The 12,195-nt window shown below is 64.7% G+C and carries 12 protein-coding genes and 1 other RNA gene; 11 read left to right on the top strand and 2 right to left on the bottom strand.

All coding sequences use genetic code 11. The features are described 5' to 3' along the window. Positions 1-91: 91 nt before the first annotated feature. On the top strand, positions 92-283 hold the full coding sequence (locus tag SxD43FB_RS18295; protein WP_096063411.1) for a hypothetical protein: 192 nt from the start codon (positions 92-94) through the stop codon (positions 281-283). Here SxD43FB_RS18295 and SxD43FB_RS18290 read toward each other — a convergent pair. Next, entirely contained in the window at positions 237-1,364 is a 1,128-nt protein-coding gene (locus SxD43FB_RS18290) for an HPP family protein (protein WP_096063410.1), read from the bottom strand. The genes SxD43FB_RS18295 and SxD43FB_RS18290 overlap by 47 nt on opposite strands. Before the next feature lie 138 nt (positions 1,365-1,502). After that, entirely contained in the window at positions 1,503-2,159 is a 657-nt protein-coding gene (locus SxD43FB_RS18285) for an alpha/beta hydrolase (protein ID WP_017184627.1), read from the bottom strand. Positions 2,160-2,308: 149 nt separating this feature from the next. Between SxD43FB_RS18285 and SxD43FB_RS18280 the strand changes: the two genes are divergently transcribed. From SxD43FB_RS18280 to SxD43FB_RS18235, 10 genes are all read left to right on the top strand, one after another. Then, positions 2,309-3,424: an aminotransferase class V-fold PLP-dependent enzyme gene (locus tag SxD43FB_RS18280; protein ID WP_096063409.1), complete on the top strand. Its 1,116-nt coding sequence runs from the start codon at positions 2,309-2,311 to the stop codon at positions 3,422-3,424. Beyond that, complete coding sequence (locus tag SxD43FB_RS18275) at positions 3,421-4,509, top strand: cysteine desulfurase family protein (RefSeq protein WP_096063408.1); 1,089 nt, start codon at positions 3,421-3,423, stop codon at positions 4,507-4,509. Before SxD43FB_RS18280 ends, SxD43FB_RS18275 begins: the two co-directional genes overlap by 4 nt. A gap of 22 nt (positions 4,510-4,531) precedes the next feature. Then, entirely contained in the window at positions 4,532-4,867 is a 336-nt protein-coding gene (locus tag SxD43FB_RS18270; protein ID WP_037477515.1) for a 2Fe-2S iron-sulfur cluster-binding protein, read from the top strand. Positions 4,868-4,872: 5 nt separating this feature from the next. After that, a complete protein-coding gene (blaSGM, locus tag SxD43FB_RS18265) occupies positions 4,873-5,835 on the top strand; it encodes an SGM family class A beta-lactamase (RefSeq protein ID WP_096063407.1) in 963 nt (320 codons plus the stop codon). Between the two features lie 134 nt (positions 5,836-5,969). After that, an RNA gene (gene ffs, locus SxD43FB_RS18260) (signal recognition particle sRNA small type) lies at positions 5,970-6,067 on the top strand. Between the two features lie 51 nt (positions 6,068-6,118). Then, positions 6,119-7,729: a DNA polymerase III subunit gamma/tau gene (locus SxD43FB_RS18255; protein ID WP_096063406.1), complete on the top strand. Its 1,611-nt coding sequence runs from the start codon at positions 6,119-6,121 to the stop codon at positions 7,727-7,729. Beyond that, on the top strand, positions 7,726-8,049 hold the full coding sequence (locus SxD43FB_RS18250) for a YbaB/EbfC family nucleoid-associated protein (RefSeq protein WP_037477519.1): 324 nt from the start codon (positions 7,726-7,728) through the stop codon (positions 8,047-8,049). The genes SxD43FB_RS18255 and SxD43FB_RS18250 overlap by 4 nt, the downstream gene beginning before the upstream one ends. Positions 8,050-8,190: 141 nt before the next feature. Continuing rightward, positions 8,191-10,587, top strand: a complete 2,397-nt coding sequence (lon, locus tag SxD43FB_RS18245; RefSeq protein WP_096063405.1) for an endopeptidase La — start codon at positions 8,191-8,193, stop codon at positions 10,585-10,587. Between the two features lie 180 nt (positions 10,588-10,767). Next, entirely contained in the window at positions 10,768-11,040 is a 273-nt protein-coding gene (locus SxD43FB_RS18240) for an HU family DNA-binding protein (RefSeq protein WP_037477523.1), read from the top strand. 351 nt (positions 11,041-11,391) lie between these two features. Then, complete coding sequence (locus SxD43FB_RS18235) at positions 11,392-12,195, top strand: peptidylprolyl isomerase (RefSeq protein WP_096063404.1); 804 nt, start codon at positions 11,392-11,394, stop codon at positions 12,193-12,195.

Raw genomic sequence — 12,195 nt, 5'->3', positions numbered from 1 at the left:
CCCTTCACCGATGGGGTGATTCGTTCCCGCGCCTCTTAGGGGCAGAAGCGGTAGATTGCCACCTTGGTCCGCCGCCCTTATGGGCAGAGCCATGACAGGCACGATCCTCTCCATCCTGATGCTGGCAGGGCTGCTGCTGACCGGCGGTGGCCTATATGTGATGTTCCGCTTGCGCGACCGCAAGCGCGGCGCGCTGATGATCATCGCGGGGCTGGTGATGTTCGGCAATGTCGCGATCACGGCGATACCGGGGCCGGAATTGCCGGGGCTGGAACGGCGCTGAGCCGCAGCGCCAGCGTCGCCAGCAGATCGGTCTGCGTCACCAGTCCGAGCAGGCGATGATCGGTGTCGACCACCACCGCAGCATGGCGCGCGCCGCTGCTGAACGGACCGATCAGGCGCGCGACCGGCGTATCGGCATGGACGAAGAGCGGCCGGTGGGCGACGTCGGCGACAAGTACGCCGTCCTGCAACAAGTCGCGCGTATTGATCATCCCCTGCACCCGGCCAACATCGTCCAGCACCGGCAGCGACAGGAGATTGCGCGCCTGCATCAGCGTGCGGGCCTCTGCCACCGTCTGACCGGCGGCGATATGCAGCACATCGCGCGCCATGATCTCATCGCACCGCATCGCGCCATGCCTGCGTTCGGCCGCGCGCAACTGGGCATCGGCCAGCAAGGGGCGCAGGTCCGCCTCGTCCACGTCCAGCCGTGCGCCAAAGCCATGGAGCGCGTCGGCAATATCCTGCGCGCTGGGGGCGGCGCGTAGCAGGGGGGCGGGATCGTTCGTGGCGTGGGGCGACGGTGCCTTGGGCGGTACATGGGGATAGTTTTGGCCGACCATGCGGTGGAACAGCATCGCCACGATCAAGAGCAGCAGCGTGTTCGCGCCCACCGGCGTTAGGGCGAACAGATAGCCGGTATCGTTTCCGGCCAGCACGGCCGAGAGCGCGACTGCGCCGCCAGGCGGGTGGAGGCAGCGCAGCAGCGACATGATCGCGATCGCCCCGCCGACCGCCACGGCCGCCGCCATGGTCGGGTTGGGGATCATGTGGGCGATGGCGATGCCGACCAGCGCGGAGATGATGTTGCCGCCCAGCACCGGCCAGGGTTGCGCCAACGGACTGGCGGGCACCGCGAACAACAGCACCGCCGACGCGCCCATGGGGGCCACCAGCAGCGGATGGGCCAGGCCATTGCCGAGCATCAGGCCGCATAGCAGCCCGGTGATCGCGATCCCGCCGATCGCGCCGCTTGCGGCCTTGATCCGGTCGAGAAAGCTGGGACCGGGCGGGGCGGGTATGAAGCTGCTATAATAGCGGCTCCAGACCATGCGGGGCTTGGGTTCGGGGGTGTCGGACATGATCGCTGCGCTAACGGGCGGAAGCCAAGGATGCCACGCCGAATAATCAGGCCCGTTGAAAGTCTGGCTTTGCCTTTGCCCAAATAAAAAGGGGCCACCTTGCGGCAGCCCCTTTTTCTGTTTCGCGGGCGTTGCCCCTCAGCGGATCGGCGAATCCGGGGACAGGCGCATGTCGAGATAATTGTCGACCGACTTCATCAGCTGGTCGAGTTCATGTTCGAAGAAGTGATTGGCACCCCGGATTTCATCATGGTGGATGGTGATGCCCTTTTGCGTGCGCAACTTGTCGACCAGTTTCTGGACGGCGCTGGCGGTCACGACTTCATCGGACGTTCCCTGCACGATGATGCCCGATGAGGGGCAGGGGGCGAGGAAAGAGAAGTCGTACATGTTGGCAGGCGGGGCGACCGAGATGAAGCCACGAATTTCCGGGCGGCGCATCAGCAATTGCATGCCGATCCAGGCACCGAAGGAGAAGCCCGCAATCCAGGTGGTCTGCGCTTCGGGGTGGAAGCTCTGGACCCAGTCGAGCGCGGCGGCTGCGTCGGAGAGTTCGCCGATGCCATTGTCGAACGTTCCCTGGCTGCGGCCGACGCCCCGGAAATTGAAGCGCAGCACGGCAAAGCCGCGCTTCACGAAGGTCTTGTAGAGCGCCTGGGTGATGCGGTCGTTCATGGTGCCGCCGCCCTGCGGATGCGGGTGCAGGATCATGGCGACCGGCGCACGCGGGCGGGGCGGGGGGCTGAAACGGCCTTCGAGACGGCCTTCGGGTCCGGTAAAGATTACGTCGGGCATGGCACCTGTTATCGTTCTGGGCCACTCGGCCCGGATGGGCAGGGCGGCAAATGGAGTCGCGTCGGGCACGCCAAGGGATGTGCTGGCGCAGCGCGGCAGACCGCCTATATAGAAGCCGCCGCCATTTCCGCAATCAATGAGTAGCCCCCTTGGCCGCCGACCGTCTCTATCTCGATCATGCCGCGACGACACCGATGCTGGCCCAGGCCCAGGCGGCGATGGTCGCCGCCATGGGCAGCTGGGCCAACCCGTCCAGCCCCCATGCCGACGGCCGCGCCGCGCGCGCCGCGCTGGAGGACGCCCGCGCCCGGATCGCGGCGGCGCTGGGCTGGGACGGGCATGTCATTTTCACGTCGGGGGCGAGCGAGGCGATCGCGATCGGGCTTGGCCGGGCGAAGGCGGGGCGGGTCGTGACGTCGGCGGTGGAGCATGATGCGGTCCTGCGGGTGACGAAGGGGGCCGGGCGGCTGGCGGTGGATGGGGATGGTCGCGTCCATATGCTTCGTCATTCCCGCGAAGGCGGGAACCCATCTCCCAGCCTCGCCACGGATATAGCCGGGGAGATGGATCCCCGCCTGCGCGGGGATGACGGGGGGGCAACAGTTTTCGCCATCCAGCACGTCAATAATGAAACCGGCGTCATCCAGCCGTTGGACGAATTTGCACGGGATAGCGCGATCCTGTTCGCCGATTGTGCGCAGAGCGCGGGCAAGTTGCCGCTACCCGATGCCGACATGATCGCGATCAGCGGGCATAAATTCGGTGGTCCGCCGGGCATCGGCGCGCTGCTGATCCGCGATCTGGCGCTCATTGAGGCGAGCGGCGGGCAGGAGCAGGGCTATCGCGCGGGGACAGAGAATCTGCCTGCGATCCTGGCGATGGCCGCAGCGCTGGAGGCGCGGGCAGACTGGTTGCCGGGTGCTGCGATCCTGCGCGCGCGGCTCGATGCGGGGATCAAGGCAGCGGGTGGCGTGATCGTCGCGCGTGATGCGCCGCGTATCCCGGCCATCGCCAGCTACCGGATGCCGGGCCTATCGGCGCGCGCGCAACTCATTCAGTTTGATATGGCGGGCATTTCGGTGTCTGCGGGCAGCGCCTGTTCGTCGGGGTCGCTCAAGACCAGCCATGTGCTGCACGCCATGGGCTGGGACGAGGCGGTGGCGAGCGAGGTGGTGCGGGTGAGTTTCGGGCCGCAGACGCGTGATAGCGATGTCGATCGCTTCCTGGCCGCCTGGACGGCGATGGCGACGCGGGCGCGGCGATGATCTATCTCGATTATCAGGCGACGACGCCGCTGGCCCCCGAAGCCTATGAGGCGATGGTCCCGCTGCTGCGCGACCAGTTCGCCAATCCGCACAGCGCACATCGGCCGGGGCGGATGGCGGCGGCGCAGGTCGAGGTGGCGCGCGAGGCGATCGGCGCGCTGTTGCCGTCGGGCGGGCGGTTGCTGTTCACGTCGGGCGCGACCGAGGCGCTCAACATCGCCATTCAGGGTGCGCCCAAGGGCGATATCGTCACGATCGCGACCGAACATGCGGCGGTGCTGGATACGGTGGAGGCCTTGGCGCGCGCGGGGCGGACGGTGACGGTGCTGCCGGTCGGCGCGGATGGTGTCGTGGACTTGGAAGCGGCCGCGCAGGCGATACGGCCCGGCGTGGCGCTGGTGGCAGTGATGCTGGTCAATAATGAGATCGGCGTGATCCAGCCCGTCGCGCCTCTAGCGCAGTTGGCGCATCAGGCGGGCGCGTTGCTGCTGTGCGACGCGGTGCAGGGCTATGGCCGGGTGCCGATCCCCGACACCTGCGACATGGTGGCGATCAGCGCGCACAAGATCCATGGGCCAAAGGGGGTGGGTGCCTTGTGGCTACGCGACGGGATCAGTCTCGCGCCGCTTATCCATGGCGGCGGGCAGGAAGGCGGGTTGCGCTCCGGCACGCTCTCGCCTGCGCTGTGCGCGGGATTCGGGGTTGCCGCGCGATTGATGCGCGAACGGGCGGAGGCGGACCGCGCGCACATTGAATCGCTGTCCGACCTTGCCCGCACCCTGTTCGCTGACTGGACGATCAATGGCAGCATGACGGCGCGCTATCCGGGCAATCTCAACCTGCGCCGCGCCGGAATCGACGGCGCGCGATTGTTGTCGGATTGCCGCAATATCGCTTTTTCGCTCGGCAGCGCTTGCGCAAGCGGGTCCGGCAGGCCTAGCCATGTGTTGCGCGCACTGGGCCTGACAGACGCACAGGCGCGTGGATCGGTGCGGATCGGCTTTGGCCGCTATACGACACCGGCCGAACTGGAGAGCGCTGCGGAGGCATTGAACAAGGCAGCAGCCGCACAAGCGGCGCTGTAAAAAAAGGGAGCGTCGCACCATCATGACCAGGGTTACCTTCATCAGCGCTGACGGGGAACGGCGACAGGAGGTCGATGCCCCGGCGGGATCGGTGCTGCTCGACATCGCACAGGCGGCGGGCCAGCCGCTCGAAGGGACGTGCGAGGGGCAGATGGCCTGTTCCACTTGCCATGTCATCGTCGAAGCCACCGATTTTCCGCGCCTGGGCCGCGCCAGCGAGGATGAGGAGGATATGCTCGACCTCGCCGCATCCGCCACGCGCACCAGCCGCTTGTCGTGCCAGATCATCCTCGCCGATGGGCTGGACCAACTCACCGTGCGTATTCCGCCCGAATCCTATAATATGCAGGGTATGTGAAGCCAATGAAACGCCTGTCCGCGCTTGCCATGCTGCTGCTGATCGCCGCGCCGTCCAGCGCCGCCGACAAGCAGAACGAGACCAAGGAGCCGGTGCCGACCGGACGGCTTGATTCGCTGCTGCCGCCTGCGCCGCGCTATCTGGTGCCGCAATCGGCGCTGGCGCAGGTGCGCAATCCCAAAGAGATCGAGCAGGAAACCGGCGGGCGGCTGGGCGTTGCGCTGGTCGACAAGCAGGGCGCGCTCTTGCTGGGCTTCAACCGCGATGAGCCGTTCGCGATGTGCTCGACCTTCAAGGGGCCGCTGGCGGCGGCGGTGCTGATCGGCGCTAAGGGTGGTAAATTCGGGCTGGAGGGGGAGATATCCTTCAGCAAGGACGATATTCTCGATTATGCGCCGGTGGTGAAGGCGAACCGCAAGCGCGGCCGGATGAGCATGGCCGAACTGGCGCAGGCGGCGGTCGAGGTGAGCGACAATAGTGCGGCGAACCTGCTGCTGCCGATGCTGGGCGGGCCGCAGGGGCTGACCGCCTTCATGCGCGCGCATGGCGACAGCGTGACCCGGCTGGACCGCAACGAGCCGGAGTTGAACGAAAACGCCGAGGGCGATCCGCGCGATACAACCACGCCCGCCGCCATGGCCGGATTGATGGGGCGGCTGCTGTTCCGCGACATGCAGGGCGAGAGCGCCGAGCGGCTGCGCGGCTGGCTCAACGCCAGCAGCACGGGCGACAAGCGGATCAAGGCGGGCCTGCCGGAAGGCTGGACGTCTGGCAGCAAGACCGGCAGCTGCGGCACCGCTTATAATGACGTGGCGCTGGTCAAGTCGCCGGCGGGCGATGAATATATATTGGCGGTCTATCTCGATCGGCCGACGGTCGATGCCAAGAAGGCCGAGGCGGCGATTGCGGAGACGGCGCGGGCTGCGCTGGAATTTGTCGGGCAGGCGCAAAAGAGCGGGCTGGAATAGGAGTATTCCACCGTTCCGTTCGTGTCGAGCGAAGTCGAGACACGCTTGCGCCAAGGTCGCCGCTTCTCGACTTCGCTCGAAGCGAACGGCTTTGGTTGCCCCTTGCCATCCTGTCACCCTTTCGCCATATGCGCCGCGGGAGTCGGGCGGACGTGATCGTCGCGAACCGGGTCAGGTCCTGACGGAAGCAGCCACAGTGATTTCGTCACGGGTCGTTCCGGCTCCCACCTTCCAGCCATCATCCCGCTTCGACAATGGCGGCCCGAACGGCTAGACCAGACCGATGTCCGATTCCCAGCAGCCCTATCGCGTCCTCGCGCGCAAGTATCGACCGCGCAGCTTTCATGAGCTGATCGGGCAGGATGCGATGGTCCAGACGCTGGGCAATGCGATCCGGCGCGGGCGGCTGGCCCATGCCTTTTTGATGACGGGCGTGCGCGGGGTCGGCAAGACATCGACCGCGCGGCTCATTGCCAAGGCGCTCAACTGCATCGGCGCGGACGGGCAGGGCGGGCCGACGATCGACCCGTGCGGGGTCTGCGAACCTTGCACCGCGATTGCCGAGGGACGGCATATCGACGTGGTCGAGATGGACGCGGCCAGCCATACCGGCGTCGATGACGTGCGCGAGATTATCGAGGCGGTGCGCTACGCCGCCGTCTCCGCGCGCTACAAGATCTACATCATCGACGAAGTGCATATGCTGTCTAAAAACGCCTTCAACGCGCTGTTGAAGACGCTGGAGGAGCCGCCTGCCCATGTGAAATTCCTGTTCGCGACGACTGAAGTGAACAAGGTGCCGGTTACTGTCCTGTCGCGCTGCCAGCGGTTCGACCTGCGGCGCATTCCGGCCGAATTGCTGGCCAGCCATTTCGCTCATGTGGTGGAGGCCGAAAAGGTCGCGGCCGAGCCGGACGCGCTGTCGCTGATCGCGCAGGCAGCCGAAGGGTCGGCGCGCGATGGCCTCTCCATTCTCGACCAGGCGATCGCCCATGCGGAGATGGGAGAGGGTGAGCCGGTCGTCACGGCGGCGCAGGTGCGCGATATGCTCGGCCTGTCGGATCGCGGTGCGGTGCGCCGTCTGCTGGGGCTGTTGCTGGCGGGCGATACCGCCGCGCTGCTGGCCGCCGTGCGTGACCAATATGCGCTGGGTGTCGAGCCGCTGGCGCTGATGCGCGGGCTGATGGAACTGGTCCATGCCGTGACATTGGTGAAGGCGGGGCGTGATATTGCCAGCCCCGGCCAGTCCGCCGAGGAACGCGATGCGCTGGCCGACTGGGCCGCGCAGATCGGCTTCGCGCCGCTGCATCGGTTGTGGCAGTTGCTGGTCAAGGGCCATGACGAGGTGGCGAGCGCCATCCTGCCGATCGAAAGCTGTGAAATGGCGCTGCTGCGGGTGATGCATGCCGCGACCATGCCCGATCCGGGCGAGATTGCGCGGATGTTGCGCGAGGGCGGGCCTGTTGCTGCGGCGGTGCCGGGCGCGGTGGCTGCGACGCTAGGTGCTGGTCCTGCCGCGCAATTGCCAGCGATTTTTCCCGACCTGATCGAGGCCTTCTGGCAGCGGGGCAAGGGGCAGTTGGCGCAGGAACTGCATGATAGCGTCGCGCTGGTACGCTATGCGCCGCCTGAAATGGACTATCGGGCGGCACCCTCGCTATCGGCGGATTTTGCCGCGCGGATCGCGCCTGCGCTTAAGGAGGTGACGGGTGTTGCCTGGCGCGTGGCGCAGAGCGATGGCGAGGCGCAGCCCACATTATTAGCGCAGGAGCAGGCCGCGCAGGCCAATGCCCGCGCCACTATTCTCGAAACCCCGGTGGTGAAGGCGGCGATGGCGGCCTTTCCCGATGCGGAGCTGGATGACCGGCTCGAACAATGGAGTGTAGGACAATGAAGGATCTGAACGAAATCCTGGGCATGGCGAGCCGTGTGCAGGAAGAATTGCAGCGTGCGCAGGACAATCTCGACAAGCTGGAAGTCGAAGGCGCGGCGGGCGGTGGGCTCGTCAAGGTCAAGGCGTCGGCCAAGGGCCGCATCCTGGGCGTGTCGATCGACGACAGCCTGCTCGCCCCGTCGGAAAAGCAGATGCTCGAAGACCTAGTGACCGCCGCGTTCAACGACGCGCGCAAGAAGGCGGACGAGGTCAGCAATGCCGAAATGGGCAAGATGACGGCTGGCCTGCCCTTGCCCCCCGGCTTCAAACTGCCGTTCTGAGCGCGGATGTGCGCGAAGAGCCCTATAATAACCCTGGGTTCATCGTGACCGCATTATGACATCCCCTGATTGATTGACGCGATAGGCATCCCCATAAAGGCGATGAACCGTAGGACAGGCCCCATTTGGCCCGGAGTGTGAATGACTGTGCAATATCCCCTTCTGCCGCTGCGTGACATCGTCGTCTTTCCGCAGATGATCGTCCCGCTCTTTGTCGGTCGCGACAAGAGCGTCTCCGCGCTGGAAGCGGCGATGGAAGGCAATAAGGAAATCTTCCTGGTGTCGCAGCTCGACCCGGCCGAGGATGATCCGGGTCAGGATTCGCTCTATGATACGGGCGTCGTGGCGGTGGTGCTGCAATTGCTCAAGCTGCCCGATGGCACGGTGCGCGTGCTGGTCGAAGGCAAGCATCGCGCGCGGCTGACGACGATGGCGGAGACCGGCACGCATCTGGTCGCCGATGTCGAAGCGATCGAGGATATTGCTGCCGAAGGGCCGGAAGCTGCCGCGCTGATGCGCTCGGTCGCCGAACAGTTCGAAAATTACGCCAAGCTCAACAAGAAGCTGCCCGCCGAAACGCCGGTGCAATTGCGCGAGATCGAGGATGCCGGGCGGCTGGCCGATGCCGTGTCCGCCAACATCAACGTCAAGGTGTCCGACAAGCAATCGCTGCTGGTCGAGGCTGATCCGGTCAAGCGGCTGGAGATGGTGTTCGCTTTCATGGAAGGCGAACTGGGCGTGCTGCAGGTCGAAAAGAAGATCCGTGGCCGCGTGAAGCGCCAGATGGAAAAGACCCAGCGCGAATATTATCTCAACGAGCAGTTGAAGGCGATCCAGCGCGAGCTGGGCAATGGCGAGGGCGAGGAAGGCGATGAACTGGCCGAACTGGCCGAGAAGATCGCCAAGACCAAGCTTTCCAAGGAAGCACGGGCGAAGGCCACTGCGGAGTTGAAGAAGCTCAAGGGCATGCAGCCCATGTCGGCCGAAGCGACCGTGGTGCGCAACTATCTCGACGTGCTGCTGGGCCTGCCATGGGGCAAGAAGGGCAAGGTCAAGAATGACCTTAAGCGTGCGCAGGATGTCCTTGATGAGGATCATTTCGCGCTCGACAAGGTCAAGGACCGGATCATCGAATATCTCGCGGTGCAGGCGCGCACCAATAAGCTCAAAGGCCCGATCCTGTGCCTCGTCGGCCCGCCGGGCGTGGGCAAGACCTCGCTTGGCCGTTCGATCGCCAAGGCGACCGGGCGCGAATTCGTACGCCAGTCGCTGGGCGGCGTGCGGGACGAGGCGGAAATTCGCGGTCACCGCCGCACCTATATCGGCTCGCTGCCGGGCAAGATCGTGACGAACTTGAAAAAGGCGGGGACGATGAACCCGCTGTTCCTGCTCGATGAGATCGACAAGCTCGGCCAGGATTTCCGAGGCGATCCGGCATCCGCACTGCTCGAAGTGCTGGACCCCGAACAGAATAGCAAATTCCAGGACCATTATCTGGAGATCGACGTCGATCTTTCGGATATCATGTTCGTGACGACCGCTAATTCCTTGAATTTGCCGCAGGCCTTGCTGGACCGGATGGAGATCATCCGGCTGGAAGGCTATACCGAGGACGAGAAGGTCGAGATTGCGCAGCGGCATCTGATCGCCAAGCAGATCGACGCCCATGGCCTGAAGGAAGGCGAGTTCGAAGTGACCGAGGCGGCCGTTCGCGACCTCATCCGCTACTATACCCGCGAGGCGGGCGTCCGCACGCTGGAGCGCGAAGTCGCGCGGCTGGCGCGCAAGGCGCTGCGCAAGATCCTTGAAGGCGTCTATGAGAAGGTCGTCATCACGCCGGACACGCTCGCCGACTATGCCGGGGTGCGTAAATATCGCCATGGCGTCGGTGAAGAAGAACATCAGATCGGCGCGGTCACGGGTCTGGCCTGGACCGAGGTGGGCGGTGAATTGCTGACGATCGAGGCGGTGACTGTGCCCGGCAAGGGCATGATCAAGACGACCGGCAAGCTCGGCGACGTGATGACCGAATCGATCCAGGCGGCCTTCTCCTATGTGAAGGCGCGCTCGCCGGGCTATGGCATCAAGCCCAGCATCTTCAATCGCAAGGACATCCACATCCATCTGCCCGAGGGCGCCGTGCCCAAGGATGGGCCATCGGCGGGCATCGGCATGGTGACCTGCATCGTGTCGACGCTGACCGGCATTCCGGTCCACAAGGACGTCGCGATGACCGGCGAGGTGACTTTGCGCGGTCGCGTCCTGCCGATCGGCGGCTTGAAGGAAAAGCTGCTGGCGGCGCTGCGCGGTGGCATCAAGACAGTGCTGATCCCGCAGGAAAATGAGAAAGACCTAGCGGAAATTCCGGCCAACATCCGTGACGGGCTGGAAATCGTGCCGGTGAGCCATGTGGACGAAGTGCTGGCGCGCGCCTTGATGTCGGTGCCCGAAGCGATCGCCTGGACCGAAGAGGATGACCTGGCCGCGCAGCCGAGCAATGGCCAGGGGCGCGATGGGGACGCTACGCTGCGGCATTGACCGACGGGCCGATAGGGCAAAAGCGACGGGTTTCCGGCATTTTCATGCTGCATTGCGAAATTGCATGCGATCCGGGAACTTCGTCGCTTTCCCTTTGACAGCCACTCAAAGCTGCGCCTTATTGCCGCCTTTACGCCGCGATTCCTAAACTAACCAACAGCATCAGGGGGTTCCCAAGGCATGAACAAGCAGGATCTGATCAGCGCGGTTGCCGAGAGCAGCGGCCTTACCAAGAATGACGCGACCAAGGCTGTGGAAGGCGTGTTCGATGCCATCACCGGCGCGCTGAAAAAGGGCGACGAAGTGCGCCTGGTCGGCTTTGGCACTTTCTCCGTCACCCAGCGCAAGGCATCAACCGGCCGCAACCCGCGCACCGGCGAAACGATGACTATCAAGGCATCGACCCAGCCCAAGTTCAAGGCCGGCAAGGGCCTCAAGGATTCGGTCAACTGACGGTCCGGGCATCGGCACAAGATGCATATGCCCGCGTCGAACGATCTTAAGGGCGTCGCGGCCTGAATAGCTCCATATTATGTGATGACGGGAATCGACCCGCGCGCATGGACGGAAGACAATGGGGTGGGTGCTGGATTAGCACCCGCCCCATTTTGTCAGAGGTGGTCGCCACATCCTGTTCGAACGAGGCGATGCGGTTTTGTTCGAGGGGGATCGGCATCCCGTCGAAACTGATATGCGCACCTGGCGACGACACGCGGCAGGCGACCCATGCGTCATTTGACGTAGAGGGGGGATAGGCTGGGGTTGCCATAACCCGGTGGTGCCTAGTGAAAGGGTCTTGCGCTGATGCGCCGTCTGTCTGCTTCGCTGCGGGGATTTTTCGCCCGCGATCCGTTCATCCTGTTCCTGGCGGTGTCGGGCGTCATCTTCGCGCTCTACTGGGCGGTGACTGCGCGGCGCGAGACGATCGACGTGCCCTTGTCTGTCCAGAAAAGCCTGTCCGACGATTATGAGATGATGGCGGGCAAGAAGCCGGATGTGGAGGCGCGCGCCAAGCTGATCCATGATTATGTCGCCGACGAATTGCTGTTCCGCGAAGCGGTGGAGCGGGGCATGCACATGACGGACAAGACGACCAAGCAGCGGCTGATCGACCGGGTGCGCTTCATGATTGCGGGCGCGCCAGCCGAGCCGAGCGAGGACCAGTTGATGGGCTATTATGCGGCGCATCGCGACCTCTACCGGGCCGAACCGCGCCTGTCGGTGGACCATGTCTTCTTTGAACAGAGGCCGGCTGATGCCCCCGCCTTGCTGGCGCAGTTGCAAGCGGGCGGCACCGTGAAGGGGGATGATTTCTGGATGGGGCATGATCTGCCCGATTATGGCGTGTCGATGCTGCGCGGCATGTTCGGCCAGCCTTTCCTCGACACGCTGAACAAGACGCCGACGGGCCAGTGGATCGGCCCGCTGCAATCCACGCGCGGCTGGCATTTCGCGCGGGTGCGCGATCGTGGACCGGCCGCGATGCTCGCCTATCCCGCGGTGCGCGATCAGGTGAAACAGGATTTTCTGGCCGAGCAGAGCGGCGCGCTGGTCGAGAAGGAAGTGCAGAAGCTGGAGGATGGCTATCGCGTGCGGGTGGAGCAATAA

The sequence above is a fragment of the Sphingobium sp. D43FB genome (assembly GCF_002312805.1).
Taxonomy (GTDB): domain Bacteria; phylum Pseudomonadota; class Alphaproteobacteria; order Sphingomonadales; family Sphingomonadaceae; genus Sphingobium.
Note: the sequence above shows the minus strand (reverse complement) of the source record. Positions and strands in the feature narration are given on the sequence as shown.